The sequence below is a fragment of the Chitinophagales bacterium genome (assembly GCA_019694975.1).
In the GTDB taxonomy this organism is placed as follows: domain Bacteria; phylum Bacteroidota; class Bacteroidia; order Chitinophagales; family UBA10324; genus JACCZZ01.
In genome coordinates, this window is record JAIBAY010000003.1 from 1 (window position 1) to 26,733 (window position 26,733).

Below are 26,733 nucleotides of genomic sequence, written 5' to 3' on the forward strand. Positions count from 1 at the left end.
TACATTTGTAGTGCAAATTTTACTGCCCCAAATTTGATCACTTCGTGACTTATTTGGGGCTTTTTCTTTGCACACTATACTGTGAAATACTTACTCAGATTGAGTTCTACATTTTCGGGAATACCCTATCCTGAAATCAAACAACAGCGATGTGCCGCAAAAAAAAAGCGCCGGAAAAAATATTCCGGCGCTGCAGCAAGTTAAGTTACATCCAACTATGCACCGCCTGATTTGCGCTGGCGGATTTTAGGTGTATTAGTGGTTTTTGTGGAAGGCTTCTTCTCACTCTTCTTCGATTCAACATTCTTAGGTTCTGTCTTGGCACCTGTTGATTTATTGGTTCCTCTGCGTGTACGCTTTTTCGGTGCAGCGGTTTCAGCAGCCGCAGTGGCTGATGCAGCGCCATTCAGCAGGCTATAATCCACCAGTTCTATTAAGGCCATATCAGCATTATCACCTGGGCGATTGCCAATTTTAATAATCCTGGTATAACCGCCCGGGCGATTGGCAATTTTTTCAGCCACGTCACCGAAGAGCTGATCAACTGCCTCTTTGCTCCTCAAAACACTGAATACAACCCTGCGGTTATGCGTGCTGTTTTCCTTTGCACGGGTGATAATCGGTTCAACATACCGGCGCAGTGCTTTTGCCTTCGCTGTGGTAGTGGTAATATGCTTATGCATAATAAGCGAAGTTGCCATATTACTTAACAGTGCACCACGGTGCTGACTCGTTCTGCTGAGTTTATTAATCTTATTCTGGTGTCTCATTGTTTTATTCTCCGTTGTATGTTGGCTGAAAAGATAAGTGCAGGATCAAAATGAAAAAACGTTATGAAAAGTGCATTGTCCTTCAGCAATAAATCAAATTATTAATCATCAAGCTTGAACTTCGAAAGGTCCATTCCAAAATGGAGGCCCTTTTCATTAATCAAAGCTTCAATCTCCATCAGCGACTTGCGGCCGAAATTGCGGAACTTCAGCAGCTCATTCGTATCATATTTTACCAATTCTGAAAGAGAACTGATCTTGGCTGCTTTCAGGCAATTGTAAGCGCGCACAGAAAGGTCAAGATCTTCCAAAGGTGTCTTCAGCAATTTGCGCATATGCAGGATATGCTCATCCACCACATCATCTTCCTTTTTCTCTTTATTGTCGAAAGTGATGTTTTCATCAGAGATGAGCATCAGGTGCTGAATCAGGATACGGGCAGCTTCTTTAATGGCTTCTTCCGGATGAATCGTGCCATCCGTTGTGATTTCCATAATCAGCTTTTCATAGTCTGTCTTTTGTTCAACACGTGTATTTTCAACTGCGTACTTAACATTTTTTATCGGTGTGAAGATCGCATCCGTGGCAATCGTTCCGATTGGAGCATCCTTTACTTCGTTTTCTTCAGCCGGTACATAACCACGTCCTTTCTGCACAATTATTTCCATGTCAAGTTTCACGCTGCGCTCCATCCTGCAGATCACGAGATCAGGATTCATGATGCGGAAGTTGGAAGAAGCCTTTTCAATATCTCCTGCACGGAAATCATCTTTATTTTTTATGGAAATAAGGATTTTTTCCTGTTGTAAATCTTCCTCAGTAGTTTTCTTAAGCCGTATTTGCTTGATGTTGAGAATAATCTCCGTCACATCTTCCATCACGCCTTTTATGGTCGAAAACTCATGATCCACACCGCTGATCCTTACTGCCGTGATAGCATATCCTTCCAGCGAGGAAAGCAGTACCCTCCGCAATGCATTACCGATGGTTACACCAAAGCCGGGTTCCAACGGACGAAATTCAAACAATCCTTCAAAATCAGTTGCCTTCTGCAGAACGATTTTATCCGGTTTTTGAAATGTGAGTAAAGCCATTATTTGTTTCGGGTTTTAGTTCTAAAATTTATAATTCCGGTATCCGTTTAATGCTATTCAACACGCTGCATATCCGGCTTGGCACTACTTGGAATACAATTCCACAATCAGCTGCTCATGAATGTTTTCAGGAATCTGCTCCTTCTCAGGCATAGCAAGAAACACACCCTTCATGGTATCACTGTTCCATTCCAGCCATGGGTACTTCGACTCACGGTTGCCGAGGGCCTGTGTGATAGCAGGAAGGCCCTTGGATTTTTCTTTGATACTGATCACATCTCCTACACGAAGCACAAGTGACGGAATGCCTGCAACTCTACCGTTCACGGTGATGTGCTTGTGCACCACCAACTGACGGGCTGCCCTGCGGGTGGGCGCTACGCCAAGGCGGAAAATGGTGTTATCAAGCCTGGCCTCCAATAACTTCAGCAGGTTTTCACCGGTTACTCCCTTTTTACGAACGGCTTCAGCATAAAAACGCGCAAACTGCCTTTCCAGCAGGCCATAAGTCATCTTGGCTTTTTGCTTTTCCTTCAGCTGTGTCGCATATTCGGAAGACTGCTTCTTCTTTCGAGACTGCCCATGCATACCGGGAGGATAACTTTTCTTTTCCAATGATTTGGTGTAACCCATGATAGGTTCTCCAAATCTCCTGTTTATTTTAGCCTTTGAGCCCGTGAATCTTGCCATGTTATTGTCGTATTCGCTGTATTTTAAATTGAATGAATTGTTTAATGTTTCGAAGATGTGTCACTAAACCCTTCTTTTCTTCGCCGGCCTGCATCCGTTATGCGGCAGTGGTGTAATATCTTTGATCACTGTCACATCTATTCCTGACGAAGAGATAGAACGGATCGCTGATTCACGTCCCGAACCGGGTCCTTTCACAAATACCTCCACCTTACGCATACCGGAATCATGTGCAACCTTTGCAGCATCCTGTGCGGCGAGCTGAGCGGCATAAGGGGTATTCTTTTTCGAACCCTTAAAGCCAATCTTGCCGGCAGAGGACCATGATATCACCTGGCCTGTTTTATTGGTAAACGTGATGATGATATTATTGAAGCTGGCCTGAATGTGCACGTGTCCTTCAGGTTCAGCTTTGATACTGCGCTTTTTGGTGGTCTTTTTTGTTTCAGCCATTGTGATTTATGCTTTTACAGATGAGGGTGCAATGCTTTCAGCACTGCGTATTTTTTATTTCTTGGCAGGTGTCTTCTTCTTACCCGCAACAGTTTTGCGTTTTCCTTTCCTGGTTCTGCTGTTCGTCCTGGTACGCTGACCTCTTGTCGGCAGTCCTTTGCGGTGACGGATTCCACGGTAACATCCGATATCCATCAATCGCTTTATGTTGAGCTGAATCTCCGAGCGCAATGCACCTTCCACTTTCCAGTCATTATTTATGATATTACGGATGGAATTCAATTCATCATCATTCCAATCCTTAACCTTCTTGGTAATCTCCACACCTGCTTCCTGAAGAATTTTCTTGGCAGCAGACTGGCCAATGCCAAAAAGGTAAGAAAGGCCAACGTAGCCCTGTTTATTCTTAGGTAAATCAACACCTGAAATTCTCGCCATGATGTATCGTTAATCTTTGTTTTTCAATTAAAATTACTGATTGCTTATTGGCAATTTGTCTGATGATCTTAACCCTGGCGCTGCTTGTAGCGCGGATTTTTTTTGTTGATCACATACAACTTTCCTTTGCGCCGCACAATTTTGCAGTCTGCGCTTCTTCTTTTTATGGATGCTCTTACTTTCATCGTCTGATTTTTATGCGTCCTGAAATTAAACCCGTATTGCCACTTTATTTATTAACGCTACTTGAACCGATAAGTAATCCTACCTCTTGTCAGATCATAAGGCGACATCTCTACCGTTACCTTGTCGCCTGGAAGAATCCGTATGTAATGCATCCGCATCTTTCCTGAAATGGTGGCTATAATCTCGTGCCCATTCTCGAGGCGGACACGAAACATCGCATTGGATAATGATTCCGTAATCGTGCCGTCCTGTTTAATAAGATCTTGCTTAGCCATTCAAAATTTGAGGGTGCAAATATCGGTTTAATTCGTGAATTTTTTTAAGCTTTTGCTGAATTACTCCTGCTGATGTTGAATCGATCCATTTTCCTTCACACTGCCACATTCAAAACTTCTTCAATAAAGCTGAAGGTGGTTAGCATTTGCGGTCCGCCTTTCGTTACAGCTACCGTATGTTCAAAATGCGCGGAAGGCTGATGGTCCTCTGTAAAAATCGTCCACCCGTCATTTGCCTGCAGAACATTCTTTTTTCCCATATTCACCATTGGTTCAATGGCAATAACCAATCCTTCCTGCAACTTTGCACCGGAACCACGCTTACCGTAGTTAGGTACTTCGGGATCTTCATGCAACTTTTTTCCAACTCCGTGACCTACCAGTTCCCTCACTACCGAGTAGCCATTTCTCTCGACATAATCCTGTATGGAAGAGGCAATATCTCCGATTCTGCCACCAACCTTTGCCTGCTCCACACCTAATTCAAGCGATTGCCTTGTTACAGCTAACAGTCGCTGCTTTTCTTCACTTATTTCACCTACCGGAAAAGTGAATGCACTGTCTCCGTAAAAATCATCTAATACAACACCGATGTCTACACTTACAATATCTCCTTCCTTTAGTATAGTATTACCGGGAATCCCGTGTACCACCACTTCATTGACAGAAATACAGGCCGCGTTGGGAAAACCACGATAACCAAGGAAGGCTGGAAAACCTCCATGATCCCTGATAAACTGGTCAGCCACGGCATCAAGCTTTATGGTTGCTATACCAGGCTTAATATGCTTTGCCACTTCGGCTAAAGCTCTTGAAACAATCAAAGAACTCCTTCTAATACGTTCAATCTCTTCCGGTGTCTTGTAATAAATCATTTATTGCTAAGCACTAACTGCCGTTGTTCTCCCTTTTATGCGTCCTGACTTCATCAACCCGTCGTAATGACGCATCAACAGGTGACTTTCTATCTGCTGTAGCGTATCGAGAATTACACCAACCATAATGAGCAACGAGGTACCGCCATAGAAATTTGCCCATTGACTGTTTACACCGAAAGCACGTGCAAACGAAGGCATGATGGCAACAAAAGCAAGAAATAAAGCACCCGGCAGGGTTATCCTTGACATTACCGTATCAATAAAATTGGCGGTCTGCTTTCCAGGCTTCACGCCTGGAATAAAGCCACCGTTTCGTTTCATGTCATCTGCCATCTGAATCGGATTCACAATAATGGCTGTATAGAAATACGTGAAAATGACAATCAGGAGCAGGTCGACCAGGTTATACCAGAACGATCCGGGATTGGTGAATGCTGTTGCTCCCTGCATGGCAGCGGAGTCGGGAAAAAACTGTGCAACTGTGGCCGGTATAAACATCAATGCCTGCGAAAAAATGATTGGCATAACACCTGCAGCATTCACTTTCAGCGGAATATACTGCCGCACACCTCCATATTGCTTATTACCCACGACGCGCTTAGCATATTGCACCGGAATCTTCCGTGTTCCCTGCACCAGCAAAATAACCATCACTATTACCGCGAGCAGCACAGCAAGTTCCAGCAGGAAGGATACAAGACCGCCGCCTTCATTCAAGCGACTGTCAAATTCTGCGAGGAATGCAAAGGGTAACCGCGCAATGATACCGATCATAATCAACAGCGAAATTCCATTCCCGATGCCGCGATCGGTGATCTTTTCACCCATCCACATGATAAAGATCGTGCCGGCTGTAAGAATAACGAGCGATGAAAACCAGAAAAGCCCCGGATTGACGCCGCTTACCACATTGGCACCAATACCGCTTTTCAGGTAAACAACATACCCGGAAGCCTGTGCGGCAGTTATTACTACTGTCAGCCACCGGGTGATATTATTAATCTTGCGGCGCCCGCTTTCACCTTCTTTCTGCATTTTCTGAAAGGTGGGAATAGCCAGTGTAACCAATTGCATCACGATGGAGGCCGAGATATAGGGCATAATTCCCAAAGCAAATATGGATGCCCTCGAAAATGCGCCACCGGCAAAAATATCGAGCAGACCAAAAATACCTTTGGCCCCCTGCTGGGTTACAGCTGCCAGTTGTACAGGATCAACGCCCGGCAGTACGATGTATGAACCTACCCGATAGACGAAAATAAGCCCCAGCGTATAAAGAATCCTTTGACGCAGGTCTTCAATTTTCCAAATGTTCTGTATGGTTTGAACGAAACGTTTCATGTACGTTATTAAACAAGGTTAACAGTACCGCCGGCAGCTTCAATGGCCTTCTTTGCCGTTTCGCTGACTGCATTCACTTTTACATCAAGCTTTGATTTTAATTCGCCGGTTCCAAGAATTTTCACCTTATCATTCTTAGTGATAATGCCATATTCCAGCAGTACTGCATGATTGACCGCGGTGAGTTTGTATTTATCAACGTATGCCTGTAAGCGGCCGAGGTTAATGACTTCAAACTCTTTACGGAATGGATTCTTGAATCCAAACTTCGGCAACCTACGTTGCAACGGCATCTGACCGCCTTCAAAACCTCTCCTGCTTTTATTGCCGCTTCTGGCACCGGCACCTTTATTACCTCGTGTAGAAGTACCTCCATGACCGCTGCCCTGACCACGACCGATTCGCTTTACCTTTTTTACGGACCCTTTTGCGGGTTTCAGATTACTGAGATTCATGCTTAGATTTTTTCAATAGTCACTAAATGTCTCACCTTTGTCAGCATTCCCTGTATTTGTTCGGAATCTTCCTTCACAACCGGAACATGCAGTTTGTGGATGCCCAAAGCAGTAATCGTACGCTTCTGCCTTTCGGGCCGGTCGATTGCGCTTTTTACCTGGGTAATTTTTAGTTTTGCCATGGTTATTGATTCTGTTTTTCGATACAATATGCGATCAGCAAAAATTGCAGCTGCCTATTGTTCCCGGAAAATGCCGGCTGTATTAACCGTTAAAGACTTTTTTCAGATTTACATTGCGCGTTTGTGAAATTACCAGCGGATCCCTTACCAGTGAAAGGGCTTTTATGGTTGCCTTAACCACATTGTGAGGGTTGGTTGAACCCAGTGATTTCGCCAACACATCCGTAACCCCTGCACTTTCCAGCACTGCACGCATTGCACCGCCTGCAATTACACCGGTTCCGTGTGAAGCCGGTTTTATCCATACTTTCGATGCACTGAATTTGGCGATCTGCTCATGCGGAATCGTTCCTTTGTAAACCGGCACTTTAACAAGATTCTTTTTAGCATCATCGATGCCTTTGGTAATAGCTTCCTGCACCTCCCGCGCCTTGCCAAGGCCTTGTCCCACGATACCATTACCGTCTCCCACCACCACCAAAGCGGAAAAGCTGAAGGTACGGCCACCTTTTGTCACCTTCGCCACACGCTGAATGTTTACCACTTTGTCTTTAAGGTCCAGCTCGCTTGCCTTTACCCTTTGAATGTTTGCTTGCGCCATTGTATTTCGCTGATTTCTTGTTAACAGATTAGGATTCAATCCTGAATTTAAAATTGCAGTCCGCCTTCACGTGCACCATCTGCAACGGCTTTAACCCGTCCGTGATACAGGTAACCGCCACGATCAAATATTACATTGCTGATACCCGCATCAATTGCTCTTTTGGCAATTGCCTTTCCTACTTCCTTCGATCGTTCAATCTTGGTTCCGGTGATTTCCTTCATATCACGGGAAGAGGCTGCCGCTAAAGTATGTCCCTGAGAATCATCAATGATCTGCACATAGATTTCACTGTTGCTGCGATAGACTGACAGGCGGGGCCTTTCCTTGGTGCCGGAAATTTTCTTCCGAATCTTCCTGCGGATCTTTTCTCTTCTTGCTTCCTTTCTTACCATTTTTTTTGATTTTATTTTCGCTTACGGATTTTGCCGTAGGCTGTTTTTTAATTCATATTATTTTGCGCCTGTCGCAGCGGACTTACCGGCTTTGCGGCGCAGAATTTCGTTCACATGCTTAATACCTTTGCCCTTGTATGGTTCCGGCCTTCTCACTTCACGGATCTTCGCTGCCATCTGCCCCAGCAATTGCTTGTCATAGCTGCTCAGGGTGATGATGGGGTTCTGACCTTTCAACTGTTCAGCCGATGCCTTGATTTCCTTCGGCAGTGAAAATAAAACAGGATGTGAAAATCCAACGGATAATTCCAACAACTGACCGGTTACCGTTGCCCTGAAACCAACACCCACAAGTTCCAGTTTTGTTTCGTACCCTTCAGTGACTCCCTTCATCATATTTGCCAATAAAGCACGGTACAATCCATGCAATGCCTTATGGCGTTTCTGATTGGTGGGCCTGTTAACGATTACCTGACCATCTTCCGTTGTGAACGTGATATCTGCATCAACTTTCTGCGTCAACTGACCTTTCGGGCCTTTTACAATAACCTCATTGGAAGGAGTGACAGAAAAACTGACTCCTTTGGGTAATGCAACCGGCATTTTTCCTATGCGTGACATGCTTGAATATTGCTTGTTTTAAAATCCTGTTTTAACTACTGTGAATACCTGCTTTCGTTCATTTCACCAATTCATTATCCTGCACTCTTGCCAGCAGGTGAATTACTTTTACTTAGAAAATATAGCAAAGCACCTCTCCGCCAATTTTTTGTGTCTTCGCTTCCTTATCAGTCATCAGCCCTTTGGAGGTGGAAATTACTGCTATACCCAATCCATTCATCACCTTTGGTAATTCTTCAGCGCCACGATATCTTCTCAATCCCGGACGGCTTACCCTGCGCAGCGAGCGTATAGCAGGCTGCTTGGTAACCTGGTTGTATTTCAAGGCAATTTTAATGACGCCACTTCCATTTGTGCTGTCTTCAAATTTGTATTTAAGTATGTATCCTTTATCATACAATATTTCAGTCAGCCGCTTCTTCAGGTTGGAAGAAGGAATTTCCACTATGCGATGATTCGCTGTGAGTGCATTGCGCATGCGGGTGAGGTAGTCAGCTATAGGATCGGTTACCATTATGAGTTGTTGGAATTGATTAATTAATTTATCACGCTTACCAGGAAGCTTTCGTTACGCCCGGGATCTTGCCATTCAGGGCCAGCTCCCTGAACTTGATCCTGGAAATGCCAAATTCACCAATGTACCCTTTCGGCCGTCCAGTTATCTGGCAACGGTTATGCTTACGTACCGGTGATGCATTTTTAGGAAGTTTATCCAATCCAACATAGTCACCGGCAGCTTTAAGGGCTTTACGTTTTGCGGCATATTTAGCCGACATGCGGGCACGTTTTCTTTCTCTTGCTTTTACTGATTCTTTTGCCATTTGCTTATTTATCTTTTTTAAACGGAATCCCTAATTCGGCGAGTAATGCCTTCGCTTCCTCATCGTCGGTTGTACTGGTTACAAAAGTGATATCCATACCATTCATCCTGGTGATTTTATCGATATCTATTTCAGGGAAGATGATATGTTCGGTTACGCCGAGTGTGTAATTCCCTCTTCCGTCAAAGCTTTTATCATTCACCCCTTTGAAGTCACGCACGCGTGGCAATGCCACCGAAATGAAACGATCCAAAAACTCATACATCCGTTCACCGCGAAGTGTTACCCGTACTCCAATCGGGGTATTCGCCCGCAGTTTGAAATTGGAAATATCCTTCTTGGATTTGGTAGCAACTGCGCGTTGACCTGCAATGGCCGAGATTTCAGCAACAGCGGTATCAATCAGTTTCTTATCGGCAGTAGCCGCACCTACACCCTGGTTGATGGCAATTTTTTCAAGGCGGGGTACCTGCATACCTGACTTGAAATTGAATTGTTTTTTCAAAGCAGGCACCACATTTTCTTCGTAGTGTTTTCTTAACCTGGGAATGTATTTTTCCATTGGACTGCTACTTTAATAAATTATTTTATCACCTGGCCTGAACGAACTCTTCCTTTAGCGAACCGAACCGATTTCTCATTTTCGCGTTTTCTGCCAACCCTGGTTGGTTTTCCATCCTTCGGGTCCAGCAACATGAGTTTGGAAATATGTACCGGCGCTTCCTTTTTAACAATGCCTCCCTGTGTATTTTTTGCATTCGGCTTGGTATGGCGTGATACAATATTCACACCTTCCACCAATGCTTTCATCTTGTCCACCATTACTTCGAGTACGCGTCCCTTCTTTCCCTTATCATCACCAGAACGAACATATACCATGTCGTTTTTCTTTACATGCGTCTTTGTCTTGAAGCGGGTTGTTTTAGTTTTTGTATTGTTCATGGTTACAGTACTTCAGGTGCTAAAGAAATTATCTTCATGAATTGTTTTTCGCGCAGTTCTCTTGCCACCGGGCCGAAAATACGCGTACCCCGTGGCTCATCGGATGGGTTCAGCAACACACAGGCATTATCATCAAAACGGATATACGAACCATCCTTTCTGCGGATCCTTTTCTTGGTTCTTACAATTACAGCTTTTGAAACAGTTCCCTTTTTCAACTGCCCGGCAGGTATCACGTCTTTGGCGGTCACAATTACCACATCTCCAACTGAAGCATAGCGCTGATGTGAATGGCCCAATAACCGAATCACCAGCACCTCACGTGCCCCGCTGTTATCAGCCACCGTCAATCTTGATTCTGTTTGTATCATTGCTCTAAGATTCTTTTAACTGCTGTTTCCGGTTTTAAACTCCTTCATTTCATCCGCTGCAAACCGGCTGCTTATGTTATGTGTTATTTAACTTTCTCTATTACTTCTACCAGCCTCCAGCGTTTGTTTTTGCTCACCGGACGGGTTTCCATGATCCGCACCGTATCACCAATAGAACATTCCTGCTTCTCATCATGTGCCATCATCTTTTTGGTCTTCTTAAGATACTTACCATAAAGAGGGTGCTTCACCTTCCGTTCAATCGACACCGTTATGGTTTTACTCATCTTGTTACTGGTTACGACACCTATTCTTGACTTTCTAAGATTTCTTTCCATGAATTTCTTACGGCTTTAAATGATGGCCTGAACTATTTGTCTGATGATTTATTTAGTCTCCGTTTTTGCTTCGGTAACGGACCGTTGTTTCAACTCCGTCTTCATTCGAGCAATATCCCTGCGCATTTGACGAAGCGTCATGGGATTCTCCAGCGTTGTAACCACATGATTGAACTTCATCTTGGTATAATGCGTGCTATCCTCTTTTAATTTTTCCGTCACTTCAGCAGTCGTGAGGTCTTTCAGGTTTAATTTTTTCTTCGCCATGATTTGCTTCTCTTTTATGCTTTATAATCTCTTGCAACAACAAACTTCGTATGAACAGGGAGCTTATCTGCAGCCAGCTGCATTGCTTCCTTTGCAATGTTGAGTGCCACGCCTTCTGCTTCGAAAAGTATACGACCGGGCTTAACCGGTGCCACCCATCCTTCCGGGTTACCCTTTCCTTTTCCCATCCTCACTTCTGCCGGCTTTTTAGTAAGCGGCTTATCCGGAAAAACACGGATCCATACCTGGCCTTCACGTTTCATGTGCCGCGTTAAGGCTACACGTGCCGCCTCCAGCTGCTTATCGGTTAACCAGGCCTCATCCAGCGTCTTGAGTCCGAATGAACCGAACGAGAGCGTAAACCCACGTTGTTCATTACCCTTCATTTTACCACGTTGGGTCTTGCGATATTTGGTTTTTTTCGGTTGTAACATGTTAACTGCTCTTTACTGGTTCTTGCTGTCTCCTGTAGTTTCTTATGCTGATTTCAGATAATCTCCTGAATTACTCTCTGTCGCTGCGTTCCCTGTCCTTTCCTCTGCCTCCTCCGCCTCTTCTGCCACCTGCACCGGTTCCTCCTCCTCCACTCTTTGGCCTTTGCATCTCATTGGTTTTTTGACCCACATTCGGTGAAAGATCACGCTTACCATAAATTTCTCCTTTACAAATCCACACCTTGATGCCAATCTTGCCATATACAGTTTGTGCTTCAGCCAGTGCATAATCAATGTCGGCGCGGAATGTATGCAATGGAACACGGCCTTGTTTGATCTCTTCCGACCGTGCTATTTCCGCACCTCCCAATCGTCCGCTGATCCTTACTTTAATTCCTTCAGCACCCATGCGAAGGGCGGAAGCAAGCGACATTTTAATCGCACGCCTGTAGTTGATGCGCGCTTCAATCTGCCTGGCAATTGTATCACCAACGATAGCTGCTTCAGTTTCTGCCCGGCGGATTTCCACGATATTAATCTGCACTTCCTTATCCGTCAACTTCTTCAACTCTTCCTTGATACGGTCTACTTCACCGCCTCCCTTGCCTATAATTATTCCGGGGCGTGAAGTATGGATCGTGATCGTGATACGGTTTAAGGTCCGTTCAATAACAATTTGCGCGAGCCCTCCTTTGGTTATGCGAGCTCTCAGGTAGTTGCGGATCTTCTCATCGCCTACCAGCTTTTCGGCAAACTCACGTCCACCGTACCAGTTGGATTCCCATCCTTTAATAATTCCGAGACGGTTACCAATCGGATTTGCTTTTTGTCCCATGCAGTTGTTTTAGTCTATTGGGTGATTTTATTTTATGCTTTTACTGTTTCTTTAGCAGCCTTTTTTGCTCTTGACGATTTCTTAACCGGTGACTCTGCAACCGGTGCAACTGAATTGTCTGCTTCTTTTGCTGCAGTTGCCTGTACCTTTTCTCCAGTTACAATCTTCGAATCCACGATCAGTGTAACATGATTGGAACGCTTCCGTTTTTTATAGGCTCTTCCATGCGGTGCAGGTAACCAACGCTTCAACATGGCACCACCATCCACAAACAATGTTTTGACAATGAGTTGTGCATCTTCAATTCGCACCCCTTCATTTTTTTTCTCCCAGTTATCGATGGCAGATCGCAGGAGTTTCTCCAGGGGTTTGGCACCGAATTTTGCACTGTGTTGCAGTACAAAAAGTGCTTTTTCTGCATCCATCCCACGTATCATATCTGCAACATAACGCATCTTACGTGGTGATGAAGGGCAATTTCTCAAAACGGCTCTTGCTTCTGCCATGGCTTAAACAATTTTCTTTGATGAATGACCTTTAAAATTGCGGGTAGGTGCAAACTCTCCCAGCTTATGCCCTACCATATTCTCACTCACATAGATGGGAATAAACTTATTGCCATTGTGTACTGCAAATGTGTTTCCCACAAACTCAGGTGTGATGGTAGAACGGCGTGACCATGTTTTAATCACTGTCTTCTTACCGGTGTTGGTCATCTTATCCACCTTTTCCTGTAGGTTGTGATCAACATAGGGTCCCTTTTTAATACTTCTGCTCATGCTGAGTTATTAGTTATTCTTGATCGGTTAATGCTTTAATTTATTAACTCCTCCACCGGAAGAACTATGATCTATTTCTTCTTCCTGCTGATTATGAATTTATTTGAAACATTTTTTGGATGCCGCGTCTTCATGCCTTTGGCATACTTGCTTGTTCTCGAACGTGGATGGCCCCCTGAGGCTTTGCCTTCGCCACCGCCCATCGGGTGATCAACCGGATTCATAGCCACACCGCGCACCCTTGGACGTATACCTTTCCAACGGTTGCTGCCTGCCTTACCTGATCTTTCTGTATTGTGATCTGAATTTGATGCAGAACCAATGGTAGCGATGCAATTTGCCAGCACCATTCGGTTTTCGCCGGACGGCAGTTTGATTATCGCATACTTCCCTTCTTTCGCACTCAGCTGCGCATTAGCGCCGGCACTCCGCGCCATGGCACCGCCTTTTCCGGGATGCAGTTCTATATTATGTATGATTGTACCGAGTGGAATATCCTTCAGGAAAAGGGCATTACCGATTTCAGGAGGAGCTTCGGGGCCGGAGAGCACTGTTTGCCCTACTTTAATGCCGGCAGGCGCCAGGATATATCTTTTTTCACCGTCCTTATACTGAATAAGGGAAATAAAGGCTGAACGGTTGGGGTCGTATTCAATGGATTTAACTTCACCGGGAACGCCATGCTTATCGCGTTTGAAATCGATAATACGGTACATCTGTTTATGTCCGCCACCGATATAGCGCATCGCACGGTGTCCGTCACTGTTTCTGCCGCCCGTTTTTTTAATGGGTTCCAGCAGGCTCTTTTCAGGCGTACTGGTGGTTATCTCTGCAAAAGCATTGATGATTCTGAACCTTGACCCCGGTGTAACCGGATTTAATTTTCTTACTGCCATCTTTGATTACTTTTCCGCTAATCTTTAACGTTAGTTGCTATTCATCATTTTAACGTAACTGTCCGCAGCCACGTGTCCGCACTCTGACTGATCAGATGTTTGCGTAGAAATCTATTGTTTCGCCTTTGGCGAGGGTTATGTATGCCTTTTTTATCGGGCTCTTCATACCTGTTGAAACTCCTTTCCTGGTGTTGCGCTGTTTCGTTTTGCCGGGCAATACAGTTATGGAAACAGATTTTACGGTTACACCGTACATTTTCTCTACCACATTCTTGATCTGAATCTTATTTGCATTCCTTGCCACCACAAAACCAACCTTGTTGAATTTTTGATTAAGCGAATTCAACTTTTCTGAAATTAACGGCCTGATCAGTATTTCTCCCATGAGATAAATTCCGTTTTAATTATTAGCTGATTCAAAATGTTTCAAACTGCTTTCTACAAAAACAAGTGTAGATGCATTCATTATTTCATAAGTGTTTAAATCACTCACTTTAGCTACTCGGCTCTTCTGCACATTGCGGCTGGCTATCATCAAATGCTCATCGCCTTCATTTATAACCATAATTGTCTTCTTACCCGCCAAGCCAAGATTCTTAAGTATCTGTGCAAACTCCCTGGTTTTATGATCCGGCAGTTTAAAATCTTCGATGATCGTGATACTGTTATCCTTTGCCTTGTAACTTAAAGCAGATCTCCTGGCAAGGTCCTTAACTTTTTGATTCAGCTTGAAGCTATAATCACGTGGTTTAGGGCCGAACACCCGTCCACCACCCGGAAATAAGGGACTCTTGATGCTTCCCTTTCTTGAACCACCGGTACCTTTCTGTTTGTGTAATTTCTTGGTGGATCCGGAGACTTCCCATTTTTCCTTTGCCTTATGTGTACCCTGGCGTTGATTGGCCAGAAATTGCTTCACCGTAAGGTAGATAGCATGGTCATTGGGTTCCACAGCAAAAAATGCATCGGGAAGATCCACACTCCTTCCTGCTTTGTTACCATCTGTTTTTAAAACGTCAACTTTCATGGTTCAATGATTATCGCGGTGAGGCTTTAATTAATTTTCATTTTTAATTACAACATATGAACCCTTCGGGCCGGGAATACATCCGTTAACAACCATCAGATTCTTATCAGCGAAGATGCGCAGTACGGATACGTTCCTGATCTTCACTGTTTTCCCTCCGTCGCGGCCTGCCATACGTAATCCTTTGAATACCCTGGATGGATAAGAAGAACCACCCAGCGAACCGGGAGCGCGGTTGCGGTCATGCTGACCATGCGTTTGTCCACCTACCCCATGAAAACCATGACGTTTAACAACACCCTGAAAGCCTTTGCCTTTGGAAACACCTACGATGTTAACTTTTTCGCCAACCTCAAATATGTCTACAGAAACTGTGTCCCCAAGATTCTTTTCCGTGCCAAAATCCCGGAATTCGAGCAACTTCCGCTTGGCTGGTGAACCTGCTTTTGCAAAATGCTTTTGAAGCGGCTTGGTGGTATTCTTGTCCTTTTTTGTATCAAAACCTAACTGCACTGCACTATAGCCGTCCTTGTCATTGGTTTTGATTTGTGTAATCGTACATGGGCCGGCTTCGATGAGCGTACAGGAAATGTTTTTTCCGGTTTCATCAAAATAGCTGGTCATGCCGACCTTTTTTCCAATAATGCCTTTCATGTTGGTAGTGTCTTTTAACCTTTAATGTTAATCTCAACACCACTGGGCAATTCTAATTTGCTCAGCGCATCCACTGTTTTGGATGATGAGGTGTAAATGTCAAGTAAGCGTTTGTAAGTACAGAGTTTGAACTGTTCGCGGGCTTTCTTATTCACGTGCGGAGAACGCAACACAGTGAAAATTTTTGTTTCAGTGGGAAGGGGTATAGGTCCCGCCACAACGGCACCGGTGCTGCGCACCGTTTTCACAATCTTCTCACAGCTTTTGTCTACCAGACTGTGGTCATACGATAATAGCTTTATTCTGATTCTCTGTGCCATTTATTTCAATGAGCTTTTAAAAACGGATTGCAAAGGTATGACAACAACTTGGTATCTCCAATAGGATGAAAAAGAATTTTGTGTTGAAGACAGCCTGATGATAATTGAATGCCATTTAGACCAAAGCAGGTAACCATAGCGTCTGGCTACCCGATAATTGCCGGCTCCCGATAAGTCCGTTTTTTACCGGGCAAGTGTACAATATCAGAAGAAAAGGAGCGCAACGATCTTGACGGTGGTAAAGATGAAAATTGCGGCGAGCAGCCAACTTCCAATTTCCCCGAGAACCTGATATTTAGTATTCATTTTGAAAGTTTTTGAACAAGCAAAGGACTTTACAAAAAGAAGACCGTTTAAAATCAACTCCGATAGTTCAACTGGCATTTAGTTGAATATTAGCTTGCTTTTACAAAATGCTGACAATTAACCCTGACAGGATTATTATCAGGCACCGGCTACAACCAAAAAGAGCGGCCAATAGCGCTCTTTTTGCCATATTCTTCACATAAGATGATTTTCCCTGGAACCAACCGTCCGGAAATGTATTCCACGTAAGGGTACTTGTACCGTTAGTGCAGAATCTGCATCTTCTTAGTATCTATTAAATGATCATCGATATACAGTGAGTAGGCATAGGTACCACCCGGAAGATCGTTAGCTTCAAATGTAACATGGGAGTCGCCTTGTGTTACCGGAATGGTACGAACCAGCCTGCCTGAAGCAGCGGATGTAATGAGTATAACGGCATAACTTTTAAAAGCAGGAATATTGACCGGAATTAATGTTCTGCTATCGAACGGATTCGGGATATTCATACCTAAAACCGGAATACTGGTATTCGCAGATGACTCTACTTTTGACATGGAGGGCAACTGGCAAGGCGCGACGATATCTTTCAATTCATTGATCTGTTGCTGAAGATCAGCATTCTGTTTCATCAAAGCATTAATCTGTACACTTAAAGCCTGAATACTAAGCAAAGCAATACCTGCAGGATCGATGGTAGATATGGTGGTGTCGTCACCCACCTCAAATAACCTGTGAAAATCCTGCGCCATCGGGCCAATGTACTTCCGGCTGCCATCCACCTTATAGTTCCAGCGGGTGATGCTCAGATGATTGACTTTGTCGAGAATCTTGTTCTTATCAAGCACTTCCTTGTTTTCTTTCAGTCGTTCATCACTTGAATTAGTCCAGGTGCCGCCACTGGAAAGCTTAGCCGAAGTGGCTGAAAATTCGAGGATACTGGATGAGGAGCATTCCTTGCCAATTCCAATCCTGCTGATGCCTGAGCCGACACGTGCTGTATTGCTCACCGTTACATCTGCGTTGTATCCTATGCCTGTAGCATTGGTGACATTTGGCACCCACGAGGTGATCTGTGAACCAACGTACGTATTGTTACTACCTAAATCTGACGGTGCACCAACGGCTCCTGTGAGGTAACCGATACATACATTTTCACTTCCGGCTATGTTATGCTCTCCGGCATACGCACCTAAAAATGTATTGCCGAATCCGGAAGTTGTTTTGGATCCGCTCAAATAACCCATGAAGGAATTATTTGAACCAATTGCTGTTGATCCTGAAAGACTACCCACAAAGACAGAATTTGATGAGGTACCATTGGTGAGAAATTTACTTCCGTCGAGAAAGAGCGATCCATCAAGGTAAATGTCGCGCCAGGTTTTTGCAGTTGATCCCAGATCAAATGTTGCAACGCTTACCGGCAGCAAAGCCTTATTGACCGCTGTAGGAGCAGCCAGATTGGATAGTGTGGTATTGGCATTTTGTGCTTTCAAATCTGTATGCAGGATGCAGGATACAGATAATAAAATGCCGTTGATGATCAATTTGAAATTTGTTTTCATTTGCTGATTTTTTGTTGAATAATTAAACGCAAAAGAAATATTCATAAGAGCTTCAATCAATCCCATATAAGTAGAGGTGGAATTTTCCGGGTGAAAGCAACGGATTGAGAAAAACGATAAGGTCGACGCATACTCGGCAAGCAGTCATTTAGGATTTGGCCATGGTCTTCCTCGCCGACTTCTTAATACATATTTTATTTTTCTATTATGAAATGACTAACGGGTAAGCAAGTCATTGACAATAATTGCGTGCTGAATATTGAATATTCATTATTGTCGATCGAAAAAATCAATAGTCAATAATCAGCATCTAAAGGCCAATTTTCAATTTTCACGATAGTCACTGGCCTATCTACAATAAAAAAGCCCTCCGGATCTAGAGGGCTTTACATGCAAACTTTAATAAGTGTTAGGCTTCCGCCTTCACTTTTCCTTTTGCCTTTGACACCACCTCTTCGGTGATGGCATTGGGGGCAGGGGCATAGTGCGAAAACTCCATGATGGATGTGGCGCGACCAGAAGTAATCGTACGCAATTGTGTTACGTAACCGAACATTTCTGATAAAGGCACCTTAGCCTTGATCACCTGGGCGTTGCCTTTCATTTCCATTGATTCAAGATGTCCGCGGCGGCGATTCAGATCACCTACCACATCGCCTGTATATTCTTCCGGAGAAACAATTTCCACTTTCATGATCGGTTCAAGCAGAATGGGATTTGCTTTGGCACACACTTCCCTGAATGCATACTTGGCGCACAGCTCAAATGCCATCTGATCGGAGTCCACATTATGGTAGCTTCCATCATACAGCGTCACCTTAAGGTCATCAACAGGGAAACCCGCCAACACACCGGCAGACATAGCGGCCTGAAAACCTTTTTGCACCGGCGGAATAAACTCACGCGGAATAGCGCCACCAAATACTTCATTTACAAAGACCAATCCTTTTTCGCCCTCGCCCACAGGCCCAACTTCCACATGAATATCTGCGAACTTACCACGGCCACCTGTTTGCTTCTTGAATACTTCGCGGTGCTTGATGGTCTTGGTGATGGTTTCTTTGTAAGCAACCTGCGGAGCGCCCTGGTTACATTCAACCTTGAATTCACGCTTTAATCTGTCAACAATAATCTCCAGGTGCAACTCACCCATACCACTGATGATGGTTTGACTGGTTTCATCATCCACACGAACCTTGAAGGTTGGATCCTCTTCGGCAAGTTTGGCAAGCGCATTACCCAGTTTATCAACATCAGCTTGCGTTTTGGCTTCAACTGCTATTGAAATTACCGGATCCGGGAACTTGATCGTTTCCAAGATGATCGGATTTTTTTCATCGCACAGAGTATCACCTGTCCTTATCTCTTTAAATCCTACGGCAGCTCCGATATCTCCGGCTTCAATTACTTCTATCGGATTTTGCTTGTTGGCATGCATCTGAAAAATACGCGAAATCCTCTCCTTCTTATCTGTTCTGGTATTTAAAACATAAGAACCTGCATTGAGCGTACCCGCATAGACACGGAAGAAAGCAAGACGGCCGACAAATGGATCAGTCATGATTTTAAAAGCCAAAGCGGTAAATGGTTCCTTTGCATCCGGTTTGCGGAAAATTTCCTCTTCTGTATTTGGATTTATTCCTTTTACGGCTTCCAGATCCAAAGGGGACGGCAAGTAGGTGATCACCGCATCAAGCATCGCCTGCACTCCCTTATTTTTGAAGGACGAGCCGCATAGCATAGGAATAATAGCAATGTCTATGGTTGCTTTACGGATGGCTTCCATCACCTCCTCTACGGTAAGCGAATCAGCGTCCTCCAGGTATTTTTCAAGGATCTTATCATCGTAGGAGGCAACCGCTTCAATCATAATGGTACGATATTCTTCCACCAGTTCCTTCATATCATCCGGTATCGGAATCTCTTTATAGGTCATACCCTGCGTGGTATCGTCCCAGATGATGGCTTTATTCAGCACCAGGTCAACCACGCCTTTAAATGAATCTTCAGCTCCGATAGGCAATTGCAGCGGAACGGGATTGGCACCTAATTTTTCCTTCACTTGTTTTACCACATCCAGAAAATCAGCGCCGCTCCGATCCATTTTATTCACAAAACCGATACGGGGAACCTTATAACGATTAGCCTGGCGCCACACCGTTTCTGACTGAGGTTCTACGCCGGAAACTGCGCAAAACAGTGCTACCATACCATCAAGAACACGTAAAGAACGTTCTACCTCGACGGTAAAATCGACGTGACCGGGTGTATCAATGATATTTACTTTGTATTCTTTGTCCTTGTATTTCCAGAAACACCGTGTAGCAGCAGACGTGATGGTGATACCCCGCTCCTTCTCCTGCACCATCCAATCCATCGTGGCAGCACCGTCATGCACTTCACCGATTTTATGCGAAACACCAGTATAGTAAAGAATGCGTTCCGTGGTGGTTGTTTTGCCGGCATCAATGTGCGCAGCTATCCCGATGTTTCGGGTAAACTTTAAATCCTGAGCCATAAAAATGTTAAAAAGCTGAGATGATTAAATCCTGAAGTGAGCAAAAGCCTTATTGGCTTCTGCCATTTTGTGGGTATCTTCCTTCTTCTTGAAGGCTGCCCCCTCTCCCTTGGCTGCTGCAATGGATTCGGCAGCTAACTTGTCGGCCATTGACCGGCCACTGCGGGCGGCTGCATAATTGATCAGCCATTTCATAGCCAGAGCCGTTTTACGGGTAGGACGAACTTCTGCCGGAATCTGAAACGTAGCACCACCGATACGGCGACTGCGCACTTCAACAGCAGGCATCAGATTTTCCACAGCTTTTTTCCAGATTGGAAATCCCTCTTCCTTAGTGGTATCAGCTATCTTATCAATAGTGTCATAAAAGATTTGAAAGGCAGTCGTCTTTTTTCCCTGCTTCAGCAGTGTATTTACAAAACGGGTTACCATTTCATCATTAAACTTCGGATCCGGTAGAATCGGGCGTTTTTTTGCTCTGGACTTTCTCATGTTATTAAATAGAAAACTGCTGTTTTAGGAATTATTTTTTAGCTGCTCCTGCTTTTGGTCTTTTAGTTCCGTACTTGCTGCGGCTCTTCTTCCGGTCATTTACACCTGCGGTGTCTAATGCACCTCGAACAATATGATAACGCACACCCGGCAAATCTTTAACACGGCCGCCGCGAATCAATACGATTGAGTGTTCCTGCAGGTTATGTCCTTCACCCGGAATATAGGAGATCACTTCAATGCCATTGGTTAGCCGGACTTTTGCAACCTTTCTGAGTGCAGAATTCGGTTTCTTTGGAGTGGTCGTATAAACACGGGTGCAAACTCCTCTCTTTTGCGGTGAACTGTTCAGGGCTCTTGACTTACTCTTGGAGCGGATGATCGTTCTTCCTTTACGTACAAGTTGTTGAATGGTAGGCATTCTGATTTACAGCTAAAATTTTAGAGGGTGCAAAAGTAAGTTGAATTTGCGGGATATGCAATAGCCGTAGAAAGTTTGTAGAAGTGCATTGTCATGGCTTAAAAAGCGGCTGAGGCAAAGCGACTGATAGTAATAATTTTAGCTTCCGGTAAAGACCTCCTTGATTACCTGATTACTTGACTACCTGCTCCTTTTTTGTTTTCTTTGGTAAACTTGTAGGTTTGGATCTTCAAAAAAATTTCCCATAAACCCAATTAATATGAAATACCTTCCGATGGATCAGCAGTTATATATTGAAAACCGGAAGCGGTTTGCTGCGCAGTTACCCCCTAATTCCATCGCCTTCTTCCATTCGAATGATGAAATGCCCCGCAGCGGCGACATGAATTTTCAGTTCCGGCAACAGGCAGACCTCTTCTACCTGACCGGTATTGACCAGGAAGAAACGCTGCTCATCATCTATCCTGACTGTCCTCTGCCAGAGTACAAAGAGGTTTTATTTCTACGGAGAACGAATGAAATGATAGCCGTTTGGGAAGGCCATAAATATACCATTGCAGAAGCGCAATTTGCATCAGGCATAAAAACCATCCTTTGGATTGATGAACTGCCCTCCATACAGCACATGCTCATGACCTTTGCGGAATTTGTGTATGTTGATACGAATGAAAATTATCGTGCACAACCCCAGGTTGAAGACAAAAATCTACGACGGGCACATGCACTGATGCGGCAGTATCCCGCGCATCAGTACCGCCGCAGCGCGCCGGTCATGCTACAACTAAGGCAGATAAAATCAAGAACAGAAGTCAACATCATTCAGGAAGCTATACGCATAACGGCCATCGCTTTTGAAAGAGTATTAAAATATACTAAGCCGGGGGTGATGGAGTATGAGATAGAAGCTGAAATTACCCATGAATTTCTACGAAACCGCTCCGGCGGGCATGCCTATACACCCATTATTGCAAGCGGAAAGAATGCCTGTGTGCTGCATTATACGGATAACAATCAGCCTTGCAAGCGCGGCGACCTGCTATTGCTTGATTTTGGTGCCGACTACGGAAATTATGCCGCCGATCTCACCCGCACCATACCGGTGAACGGCCGCTTTTCGCCACGTCAGAAAGAAGTTTACCAGGCTGTGCTGCGGGTACAAAAGCAGGCCATTAACCTCCTCATTCCAGGCACTATCATTAATGAATATCATAAGATTGTGGGCCAGATGATGGAAGAAGAATTAATCGGACTTGGATTACTGAAGAAAGCTGCTGTTAAAAAACAGGATCCTGAAAAACCATTGTATAAAAAATACTTCATGCATGGCACTTCGCATCATCTTGGCATTGATGTGCATGACCTCGGAACACGGTTTGATCCTATACAACCCGGTATGGTATTCACCTGCGAGCCCGGCATCTATATTCCGGAAGAAAACATCGGTATCAGGATAGAGAATGACATCCTGGTAACGAATGGTGCCCCTGTGGACCTGATGGATATGATTCCTTCAGAAGTAAAAGATATTGAAGCTATGATGAGAAAGTAAATTGCTTTGATCTATCACTTGTTCTTAAGGCTGACGAGATAATACATGGCCGTTGTAAAAAGATCTCTCACCCAGGGAACGGCAGCTACCAGTTTGTTTTGCTCTCTGGTCTTCCATCCAAACTTGTATTCGTAAATTGGATTGATGAGGTAATAAACCCGTTGATCAATGATGTAGCCGAGGCGCTTCAATATCTTTTCGAAACGTTCGATTGAAATTCCGGTCTCTTTTATTTCGGCAAGGTCTTCAACAGACTGTTGCGATTCACCTCCCCACTTCAGTACCATTCTAAATAGCGGCATTGGCAAGAGGTGATAATAGGGAAGTTTAGACAGCCATCTGTTTTTGCAGACCTGCTGATGGCCGCCAAATGGCATGTACCATGGCGGAAATCCGAAGAAGATTTTCCCTTCCGGTTTCAGGTACAACTTTAACTGATCCATCAGCTTTTGCTGATCATGGATGTGTTCAATAACATCTTTAAGAATAATAAGGTCGAATGCATTTTTGAATTCACTGGAAAAGGAAGGATCGTATATATCTTTTGCGATGATAGAAACACACTGTTCCGCTATTTCCTGCTTCAAAAAATTGCTTGCCAGTTCCGCTCTTGAAGGACTCAGTTCAACTCCTACTCCGGTGCATCCCCTCTCTAAAAATGCTTTCAGCACCCCTCCTTCTGCACAACCGATTTCCAATACATTCATGCCGGCATTTACAGGCATTCCTTTTTCGACAAAAGGGATGACCCACTTCGCAGCATTCTCCTTCTGATAGTTGAAATAGGTTTCCTTATCCTTATGAAATTCGAACATGCAACACGCTATTATTGATCCTGAATCACGAACGCAAGGTTAGGGAATTTTATTCCAATTGTATGAAATGCAGGAAGCATCAATTGATATTGTTCCGGCATAGTATTTACAGATAATGCTTGACCTTATCATCTCGTTAATGGCTTCATTTACATGTTGTCGTGCCTTTTAACAAAACAAATTCGTTGTACGCCCACAACAGCAGTGAAGGCATGTTTGAAAAGGATAAGTAAGCTAATGCTATTCGGCTTACTCTTCGGCTTCGTTCAAGGTAAAAAAATCCGGTAGCTGAGCGAGTCGAAGCGCCGGATTTCGAGAAGTGCGAAATAAATTGTTGCGCCCTTCGACTACGCTCCGGGAGCAAAAATTTGTGAGCAAGCAGATGATCTATTACCTACCTATTGTATCACAAACTTTTCAGAAACGATGCGCTGACCTTGTTCTGCAATAAGCAGGTAATTCCCCGGTGCCAGCTGATCAACGGTCAAGGGTATGGATCCCTCGTAGGAATCAAGGCTAATTTGCTTTGACATCACGGTTTGACCCAGCAGGTTTACCACGCTGACATTTACATTATTTCCCATGAAGCTTTTTCCAAAATCAATATACAATTGAGTCGTCACAGGATTTGGATAAATGTTGAGTTCATCTTCAGTTTTGAAAGTGGACAGCTCCATGCTTTTCCCGTCGCAACTGCCTAGTGCACCACAGACATCATTTGTAATACCGTATTTGCATGCGAGGTAATTCTCCACCGCAATTCTTTGTTCATTTGTCAACTTAACATTATAGCCAATCACTTCAAAGATGGTACCTGTCAGATATTCGGATGGGGTGAATACATCTCTTTGACCAATTGTAATTTTCCGGTTAACAGGCGATAGTGAAACCTGAACGCCTTGCTGATCTTTCGGTTCTGTTGACAGCAATCCATTTGTATAATAGGTAATGTCGGTTGCGCCCGCTCCCCACATGCCTTCTACAATACAAATCTCATTATCGGGCATTGAGCTCAGGCAAGGAGAAGACTGCGCAGCATAATTACCGGAGGAGTGATGGTGATAAATTCTTTCATTTAGTATCAGGAATTCCTGGGAGTAACCGTTGGGGGATAAAGAGATAGCAGTGCCCGTAAACTCCTTTTTCTTAACAATAAAAATAGTAGCAGTTGTCGGGTAGAAACTTGAACTTGCCGGTGCCTGTAAATATTGTCTGCCGTTAAATTTTACACCCGGTACAGCAGGTGGTTCCACATAGAATGGCTTTGATCCTCCGGTAGAAGATACATGGTTATTTGCTCCGGATTGATCCTGCCATTCTTTTACCCGTTGCGGAGAATTTGTATTAACAACTATTCCTGCATCGCCACGGAGCCAGAGTTGTAAAATGGAATTACCAGAAACATCACCAATACCTCCGGGGCCACTTTGTGCAAGCCCGGAATAGAAGATGCAAGTGAACACTAAGCAAAGTGTTGTGATTTTCTTCATAGTGATAGGTTTTAGGTTACTTGAGATAATTAACCAAATATATCATAATATATTCTAAATAATAAACGAATATTTAAGTATCGATCATCTGCACCCAATTACACTAATTGACAACAAAAATCAAGGTAAATCAAGGTAATTTATTAGAGCGGGAAGCTGCAACCTGGTATCTGTCATCCGGTAATCCATTATCGCTCCGGACACAGTTTCAACTTTCCATGGATTGCCATGAAGTTTATTCAGGGCTGTTGCAATTTCATAAAAATTCCAACGTACGTTGGCATCCAAATGATACAATGAGGGTGGGTAATCAGCAGTCAGGTGAATCAATTGATTACATGTATCCTGTAGAAAAGAGCAGGCCGGTTTCCAGTTTACATTGGCACGTATGATACCGCTTTCATCCATCTGCCTTTGCAGATAATCTATCATGTTATTAGTTCCGGCTGCATAGCCAATCTGCCAACCCAAACGGGCAATCAGTGCATCCGGATTTTGTGCACGTACCCGTTCTTCCGCCATACGCTTTTCATAACCATAACCTGATGCTGCATCCGGTTTAGAAGCGGTGTCAAATGGTGCGGGTTGCCTGTTTGAAAAAACGAGGTTGGTGCTGGTGAATACAAACTTCACCTTCAGTCTACTGGTAATCCACGCAAGTTCACCGGGCCATGCGACATTGACCTTCCACGACTCAGGGCTGTTGTGATGTTGTGAAGTATAAGCAAGATGGAATAACACATCAGGATGAACTTCCAGCATGAAGTTCTCCATGCGCCTGTAATCATCCGTTGGAATCAATTGCCTGTTCCATCCGACCACGTCAATACCTCTTTGTTTCAGGAGGCTGCACAACACCGACCCTATGGTGCCATGAACACCGGTAACTAATGCTTTCATATTTATACTCTGTTGAAGTTGAAAGATGGAATTGTATCAGTGGCTCCTGCATCTAAAATACTAAGGGCTGAGCAGAACTCATGCCGGCAAAAAAAACCACCCTGATCCGAAGTGGTTTTGTCGGAGGAAGTAAACGGAATCGAACCAATAACCCTCCCGACTTCAGTCGGGATGCTCTATCCATCATCGCAAAAAAAAACCACCTCATTGCTGAAGTGGTTTTGGGTGGAGGTGAACGGAATCGAACCGATGACCTCCTGCTTGCAAGGCAGGCGCTCTAGCCAGCTGAGCTACACCCCCGTTTTTTGTCCGCCAGCTTTTGAGAAAAAGTGTACGGGAAATCCATTCAAAATAAATTCGCCCCAGTTGTCCGGGACTACTGCAATTGAAGTAGGCCCGGGCAGAGTTGAACTGCCGACCTCTACATTATCAGTGTAGCGCTCTAACCAACTGAGCTACGAGCCTGTGTCTGTTTGGCAATTGCAGACGGCCTTTATACGTAAAGCATTCAGCCATCCATCCCTGATGACACGGGAGCGCAAAAGTAAAATTTTTATTCAATAGTAAAATGCCACGCAAGAATTTATCCCAATAAATGCAGGCAGCACAGGAAA

The 26,733-nt window shown here is 44.3% G+C and carries 38 protein-coding genes and 2 tRNA genes; 1 reads left to right on the forward strand and 39 read right to left on the reverse strand.

What is annotated here, in order from left to right; genetic code table 11:
* Positions 1-215: 215 nt before the first annotated feature.
* The 34 genes from rplQ to rpsL all read right to left on the reverse strand — a co-directional run bounded on the left by rplQ (position 216) and on the right by rpsL (position 21,365).
* Positions 216-770: a 50S ribosomal protein L17 gene (rplQ, locus tag K1X61_06380; protein MBX7108260.1), complete on the reverse strand. Its 555-nt coding sequence runs from the start codon at positions 768-770 to the stop codon at positions 216-218.
* A gap of 101 nt (positions 771-871) precedes the next feature.
* A complete protein-coding gene (locus K1X61_06385) occupies positions 872-1,864 on the reverse strand; it encodes a DNA-directed RNA polymerase subunit alpha (GenBank protein ID MBX7108261.1) in 993 nt (330 codons plus the stop codon).
* A gap of 84 nt (positions 1,865-1,948) precedes the next feature.
* Entirely contained in the window at positions 1,949-2,554 is a 606-nt protein-coding gene (gene rpsD / locus K1X61_06390) for a 30S ribosomal protein S4 (protein ID MBX7108262.1), read from the reverse strand.
* A gap of 63 nt (positions 2,555-2,617) precedes the next feature.
* Entirely contained in the window at positions 2,618-3,007 is a 390-nt protein-coding gene (rpsK, locus tag K1X61_06395) for a 30S ribosomal protein S11 (protein MBX7108263.1), read from the reverse strand.
* A 54-nt stretch (positions 3,008-3,061) separates the two neighbouring features.
* Complete coding sequence (gene rpsM / locus K1X61_06400; GenBank protein MBX7108264.1) at positions 3,062-3,445, reverse strand: 30S ribosomal protein S13; 384 nt, start codon at positions 3,443-3,445, stop codon at positions 3,062-3,064.
* Between the two features lie 68 nt (positions 3,446-3,513).
* On the reverse strand, positions 3,514-3,630 hold the full coding sequence (gene ykgO / locus K1X61_06405) for a type B 50S ribosomal protein L36 (GenBank protein MBX7108265.1): 117 nt from the start codon (positions 3,628-3,630) through the stop codon (positions 3,514-3,516).
* A gap of 57 nt (positions 3,631-3,687) precedes the next feature.
* The gene (infA, locus tag K1X61_06410; protein ID MBX7108266.1) at positions 3,688-3,906 is read right to left on the reverse strand and encodes a translation initiation factor IF-1; all 219 of its coding nucleotides are present in this window, start codon (positions 3,904-3,906) and stop codon (positions 3,688-3,690) included.
* A 95-nt stretch (positions 3,907-4,001) separates the two neighbouring features.
* Positions 4,002-4,781 (reverse strand): type I methionyl aminopeptidase, encoded by a 780-nt coding sequence (gene map, locus K1X61_06415; protein MBX7108267.1) that lies wholly within the window; start codon positions 4,779-4,781, stop codon positions 4,002-4,004.
* Positions 4,782-4,787: 6 nt separating this feature from the next.
* On the reverse strand, positions 4,788-6,125 hold the full coding sequence (secY, locus tag K1X61_06420; GenBank protein MBX7108268.1) for a preprotein translocase subunit SecY: 1,338 nt from the start codon (positions 6,123-6,125) through the stop codon (positions 4,788-4,790).
* Between the two features lie 8 nt (positions 6,126-6,133).
* A complete protein-coding gene (gene rplO, locus K1X61_06425; protein MBX7108269.1) occupies positions 6,134-6,580 on the reverse strand; it encodes a 50S ribosomal protein L15 in 447 nt (148 codons plus the stop codon).
* Positions 6,581-6,582: 2 nt separating this feature from the next.
* Complete coding sequence (rpmD, locus tag K1X61_06430) at positions 6,583-6,762, reverse strand: 50S ribosomal protein L30 (protein ID MBX7108270.1); 180 nt, start codon at positions 6,760-6,762, stop codon at positions 6,583-6,585.
* Positions 6,763-6,844: 82 nt separating this feature from the next.
* Positions 6,845-7,363, reverse strand: a complete 519-nt coding sequence (rpsE, locus tag K1X61_06435) for a 30S ribosomal protein S5 (protein MBX7108271.1) — start codon at positions 7,361-7,363, stop codon at positions 6,845-6,847.
* 47 nt (positions 7,364-7,410) lie between these two features.
* Positions 7,411-7,758, reverse strand: a complete 348-nt coding sequence (gene rplR, locus K1X61_06440; GenBank protein ID MBX7108272.1) for a 50S ribosomal protein L18 — start codon at positions 7,756-7,758, stop codon at positions 7,411-7,413.
* A 57-nt stretch (positions 7,759-7,815) separates the two neighbouring features.
* A complete protein-coding gene (rplF, locus tag K1X61_06445) occupies positions 7,816-8,379 on the reverse strand; it encodes a 50S ribosomal protein L6 (protein ID MBX7108273.1) in 564 nt (187 codons plus the stop codon).
* Positions 8,380-8,491: 112 nt separating this feature from the next.
* Positions 8,492-8,896: a 30S ribosomal protein S8 gene (rpsH, locus tag K1X61_06450; protein MBX7108274.1), complete on the reverse strand. Its 405-nt coding sequence runs from the start codon at positions 8,894-8,896 to the stop codon at positions 8,492-8,494.
* 34 nt (positions 8,897-8,930) lie between these two features.
* Positions 8,931-9,200, reverse strand: a complete 270-nt coding sequence (gene rpsN, locus K1X61_06455) for a 30S ribosomal protein S14 (protein MBX7108275.1) — start codon at positions 9,198-9,200, stop codon at positions 8,931-8,933.
* Positions 9,201-9,204: 4 nt separating this feature from the next.
* Entirely contained in the window at positions 9,205-9,750 is a 546-nt protein-coding gene (rplE, locus tag K1X61_06460; protein ID MBX7108276.1) for a 50S ribosomal protein L5, read from the reverse strand.
* A gap of 32 nt (positions 9,751-9,782) precedes the next feature.
* Entirely contained in the window at positions 9,783-10,142 is a 360-nt protein-coding gene (gene rplX / locus K1X61_06465) for a 50S ribosomal protein L24 (GenBank protein ID MBX7108277.1), read from the reverse strand.
* Positions 10,143-10,144: 2 nt separating this feature from the next.
* Positions 10,145-10,513 (reverse strand): 50S ribosomal protein L14, encoded by a 369-nt coding sequence (rplN, locus tag K1X61_06470; protein ID MBX7108278.1) that lies wholly within the window; start codon positions 10,511-10,513, stop codon positions 10,145-10,147.
* Positions 10,514-10,596: 83 nt separating this feature from the next.
* A complete protein-coding gene (rpsQ, locus tag K1X61_06475) occupies positions 10,597-10,851 on the reverse strand; it encodes a 30S ribosomal protein S17 (protein MBX7108279.1) in 255 nt (84 codons plus the stop codon).
* A 48-nt stretch (positions 10,852-10,899) separates the two neighbouring features.
* A complete protein-coding gene (gene rpmC, locus K1X61_06480; GenBank protein MBX7108280.1) occupies positions 10,900-11,118 on the reverse strand; it encodes a 50S ribosomal protein L29 in 219 nt (72 codons plus the stop codon).
* A gap of 14 nt (positions 11,119-11,132) precedes the next feature.
* Complete coding sequence (gene rplP, locus K1X61_06485) at positions 11,133-11,552, reverse strand: 50S ribosomal protein L16 (GenBank protein MBX7108281.1); 420 nt, start codon at positions 11,550-11,552, stop codon at positions 11,133-11,135.
* A 70-nt stretch (positions 11,553-11,622) separates the two neighbouring features.
* Positions 11,623-12,387, reverse strand: a complete 765-nt coding sequence (gene rpsC, locus K1X61_06490) for a 30S ribosomal protein S3 (GenBank protein MBX7108282.1) — start codon at positions 12,385-12,387, stop codon at positions 11,623-11,625.
* Between the two features lie 32 nt (positions 12,388-12,419).
* Positions 12,420-12,893: a 50S ribosomal protein L22 gene (gene rplV / locus K1X61_06495; protein ID MBX7108283.1), complete on the reverse strand. Its 474-nt coding sequence runs from the start codon at positions 12,891-12,893 to the stop codon at positions 12,420-12,422.
* 3 nt (positions 12,894-12,896) lie between these two features.
* Entirely contained in the window at positions 12,897-13,166 is a 270-nt protein-coding gene (gene rpsS, locus K1X61_06500) for a 30S ribosomal protein S19 (protein MBX7108284.1), read from the reverse strand.
* Positions 13,167-13,237: 71 nt separating this feature from the next.
* Complete coding sequence (gene rplB / locus K1X61_06505; protein ID MBX7108285.1) at positions 13,238-14,062, reverse strand: 50S ribosomal protein L2; 825 nt, start codon at positions 14,060-14,062, stop codon at positions 13,238-13,240.
* Between the two features lie 91 nt (positions 14,063-14,153).
* Entirely contained in the window at positions 14,154-14,447 is a 294-nt protein-coding gene (gene rplW / locus K1X61_06510) for a 50S ribosomal protein L23 (protein MBX7108286.1), read from the reverse strand.
* A gap of 15 nt (positions 14,448-14,462) precedes the next feature.
* A complete protein-coding gene (gene rplD / locus K1X61_06515) occupies positions 14,463-15,089 on the reverse strand; it encodes a 50S ribosomal protein L4 (GenBank protein MBX7108287.1) in 627 nt (208 codons plus the stop codon).
* 30 nt (positions 15,090-15,119) lie between these two features.
* The gene (rplC, locus tag K1X61_06520) at positions 15,120-15,743 is read right to left on the reverse strand and encodes a 50S ribosomal protein L3 (GenBank protein ID MBX7108288.1); all 624 of its coding nucleotides are present in this window, start codon (positions 15,741-15,743) and stop codon (positions 15,120-15,122) included.
* A gap of 14 nt (positions 15,744-15,757) precedes the next feature.
* Positions 15,758-16,063, reverse strand: a complete 306-nt coding sequence (rpsJ, locus tag K1X61_06525) for a 30S ribosomal protein S10 (GenBank protein MBX7108289.1) — start codon at positions 16,061-16,063, stop codon at positions 15,758-15,760.
* Positions 16,064-16,632: 569 nt separating this feature from the next.
* The gene (locus K1X61_06530) at positions 16,633-17,934 is read right to left on the reverse strand and encodes a tail fiber domain-containing protein (protein MBX7108290.1); all 1,302 of its coding nucleotides are present in this window, start codon (positions 17,932-17,934) and stop codon (positions 16,633-16,635) included.
* Positions 17,935-18,343: 409 nt separating this feature from the next.
* Entirely contained in the window at positions 18,344-20,452 is a 2,109-nt protein-coding gene (gene fusA / locus K1X61_06535; protein MBX7108291.1) for an elongation factor G, read from the reverse strand.
* 24 nt (positions 20,453-20,476) lie between these two features.
* The gene (rpsG, locus tag K1X61_06540) at positions 20,477-20,944 is read right to left on the reverse strand and encodes a 30S ribosomal protein S7 (protein ID MBX7108292.1); all 468 of its coding nucleotides are present in this window, start codon (positions 20,942-20,944) and stop codon (positions 20,477-20,479) included.
* A gap of 31 nt (positions 20,945-20,975) precedes the next feature.
* Positions 20,976-21,365: a 30S ribosomal protein S12 gene (gene rpsL / locus K1X61_06545; GenBank protein ID MBX7108293.1), complete on the reverse strand. Its 390-nt coding sequence runs from the start codon at positions 21,363-21,365 to the stop codon at positions 20,976-20,978.
* A 259-nt stretch (positions 21,366-21,624) separates the two neighbouring features.
* Here rpsL and K1X61_06550 point away from each other — a divergent pair, with 259 nt between their 5' ends.
* A complete protein-coding gene (locus K1X61_06550; GenBank protein MBX7108294.1) occupies positions 21,625-22,914 on the forward strand; it encodes an aminopeptidase P family protein in 1,290 nt (429 codons plus the stop codon).
* Positions 22,915-22,928: 14 nt separating this feature from the next.
* Here the strand turns inward: K1X61_06550 and K1X61_06555 are convergent, their stop codons facing one another.
* From K1X61_06555 to K1X61_06575, 5 genes are all read right to left on the reverse strand, one after another.
* Entirely contained in the window at positions 22,929-23,729 is an 801-nt protein-coding gene (locus K1X61_06555; GenBank protein MBX7108295.1) for a class I SAM-dependent methyltransferase, read from the reverse strand.
* A gap of 398 nt (positions 23,730-24,127) precedes the next feature.
* Entirely contained in the window at positions 24,128-25,219 is a 1,092-nt protein-coding gene (locus tag K1X61_06560; GenBank protein ID MBX7108296.1) for a T9SS type A sorting domain-containing protein, read from the reverse strand.
* A 120-nt stretch (positions 25,220-25,339) separates the two neighbouring features.
* Positions 25,340-26,119 carry a sugar nucleotide-binding protein gene (locus K1X61_06565; GenBank protein MBX7108297.1) on the reverse strand — a complete coding sequence of 260 codons (780 nt, stop codon included), beginning with the start codon at positions 26,117-26,119 and terminating at the stop codon, positions 25,340-25,342.
* Between the two features lie 226 nt (positions 26,120-26,345).
* Positions 26,346-26,419, reverse strand: a tRNA-Ala gene (locus tag K1X61_06570).
* Between the two features lie 91 nt (positions 26,420-26,510).
* Positions 26,511-26,584: transfer RNA gene (locus tag K1X61_06575), tRNA-Ile, on the reverse strand.
* Positions 26,585-26,733: the final 149 nt, after the last annotated feature.

Bases quoted from the DNA above. Each gene is read 5' to 3' on its own strand.
- rpmC (MBX7108280.1), bottom strand. From the start codon at position 11,118: ATGGCGAAGAAAAAATTAAACCTGAAAGACCTCACGACTGCTGAAGTG.
- rpsJ (MBX7108289.1), bottom strand. From the start codon at position 16,063: ATGGCACAGAGAATCAGAATAAAGCTATTATCGTATGACCACAGTCTG.
- rplV (MBX7108283.1), bottom strand. From the start codon at position 12,893: ATGGCAGAAGCAAGAGCCGTTTTGAGAAATTGCCCTTCATCACCACGT.
- rpsK (MBX7108263.1), bottom strand. From the start codon at position 3,007: ATGGCTGAAACAAAAAAGACCACCAAAAAGCGCAGTATCAAAGCTGAA.
- K1X61_06550 (MBX7108294.1), top strand. From the start codon at position 21,625: ATGAAATACCTTCCGATGGATCAGCAGTTATATATTGAAAACCGGAAG.
- rplO (MBX7108269.1), bottom strand. From the start codon at position 6,580: ATGAATCTCAGTAATCTGAAACCCGCAAAAGGGTCCGTAAAAAAGGTA.
- K1X61_06555 (MBX7108295.1), bottom strand. From the start codon at position 23,729: ATGTTCGAATTTCATAAGGATAAGGAAACCTATTTCAACTATCAGAAG.
- rplD (MBX7108287.1), bottom strand. From the start codon at position 15,089: ATGAAAGTTGACGTTTTAAAAACAGATGGTAACAAAGCAGGAAGGAGT.
- rpsN (MBX7108275.1), bottom strand. From the start codon at position 9,200: ATGGCAAAAGAATCAGTAAAAGCAAGAGAAAGAAAACGTGCCCGCATG.
- rpsQ (MBX7108279.1), bottom strand. From the start codon at position 10,851: ATGGAAAGAAATCTTAGAAAGTCAAGAATAGGTGTCGTAACCAGTAAC.
- secY (MBX7108268.1), bottom strand. From the start codon at position 6,125: ATGAAACGTTTCGTTCAAACCATACAGAACATTTGGAAAATTGAAGAC.
- rplX (MBX7108277.1), bottom strand. From the start codon at position 10,142: ATGAACAATACAAAAACTAAAACAACCCGCTTCAAGACAAAGACGCAT.
- ykgO (MBX7108265.1), bottom strand. From the start codon at position 3,630: ATGAAAGTAAGAGCATCCATAAAAAGAAGAAGCGCAGACTGCAAAATT.
- map (MBX7108267.1), bottom strand. From the start codon at position 4,781: ATGATTTATTACAAGACACCGGAAGAGATTGAACGTATTAGAAGGAGT.
- rplW (MBX7108286.1), bottom strand. From the start codon at position 14,447: ATGGGAGAAATACTGATCAGGCCGTTAATTTCAGAAAAGTTGAATTCG.
- infA (MBX7108266.1), bottom strand. From the start codon at position 3,906: ATGGCTAAGCAAGATCTTATTAAACAGGACGGCACGATTACGGAATCA.
- rpsM (MBX7108264.1), bottom strand. From the start codon at position 3,445: ATGGCGAGAATTTCAGGTGTTGATTTACCTAAGAATAAACAGGGCTAC.
- K1X61_06385 (MBX7108261.1), bottom strand. From the start codon at position 1,864: ATGGCTTTACTCACATTTCAAAAACCGGATAAAATCGTTCTGCAGAAG.
- rpsE (MBX7108271.1), bottom strand. From the start codon at position 7,363: ATGGCGCAAGCAAACATTCAAAGGGTAAAGGCAAGCGAGCTGGACCTT.
- fusA (MBX7108291.1), bottom strand. From the start codon at position 20,452: ATGGCTCAGGATTTAAAGTTTACCCGAAACATCGGGATAGCTGCGCAC.
- rplN (MBX7108278.1), bottom strand. From the start codon at position 10,513: ATGATACAAACAGAATCAAGATTGACGGTGGCTGATAACAGCGGGGCA.
- rplB (MBX7108285.1), bottom strand. From the start codon at position 14,062: ATGGCAGTAAGAAAATTAAATCCGGTTACACCGGGGTCAAGGTTCAGA.
- rplR (MBX7108272.1), bottom strand. From the start codon at position 7,758: ATGGTAAGAAAGGAAGCAAGAAGAGAAAAGATCCGCAGGAAGATTCGG.
- rplF (MBX7108273.1), bottom strand. From the start codon at position 8,379: ATGTCACGCATAGGAAAAATGCCGGTTGCATTACCCAAAGGAGTCAGT.
- K1X61_06560 (MBX7108296.1), bottom strand. From the start codon at position 25,219: ATGAAGAAAATCACAACACTTTGCTTAGTGTTCACTTGCATCTTCTAT.
- rplQ (MBX7108260.1), bottom strand. From the start codon at position 770: ATGAGACACCAGAATAAGATTAATAAACTCAGCAGAACGAGTCAGCAC.
- rpsS (MBX7108284.1), bottom strand. From the start codon at position 13,166: ATGAGCAGAAGTATTAAAAAGGGACCCTATGTTGATCACAACCTACAG.
- rplC (MBX7108288.1), bottom strand. From the start codon at position 15,743: ATGAAAGGCATTATTGGAAAAAAGGTCGGCATGACCAGCTATTTTGAT.
- rpsD (MBX7108262.1), bottom strand. From the start codon at position 2,554: ATGGCAAGATTCACGGGCTCAAAGGCTAAAATAAACAGGAGATTTGGA.
- rpmD (MBX7108270.1), bottom strand. From the start codon at position 6,762: ATGGCAAAACTAAAAATTACCCAGGTAAAAAGCGCAATCGACCGGCCC.
- rpsL (MBX7108293.1), bottom strand. From the start codon at position 21,365: ATGCCTACCATTCAACAACTTGTACGTAAAGGAAGAACGATCATCCGC.
- rpsG (MBX7108292.1), bottom strand. From the start codon at position 20,944: ATGAGAAAGTCCAGAGCAAAAAAACGCCCGATTCTACCGGATCCGAAG.
- K1X61_06565 (MBX7108297.1), bottom strand. From the start codon at position 26,119: ATGAAAGCATTAGTTACCGGTGTTCATGGCACCATAGGGTCGGTGTTG.
- rpsC (MBX7108282.1), bottom strand. From the start codon at position 12,387: ATGGGACAAAAAGCAAATCCGATTGGTAACCGTCTCGGAATTATTAAA.
- rplP (MBX7108281.1), bottom strand. From the start codon at position 11,552: ATGTTACAACCGAAAAAAACCAAATATCGCAAGACCCAACGTGGTAAA.
- K1X61_06530 (MBX7108290.1), bottom strand. From the start codon at position 17,934: ATGAAAACAAATTTCAAATTGATCATCAACGGCATTTTATTATCTGTA.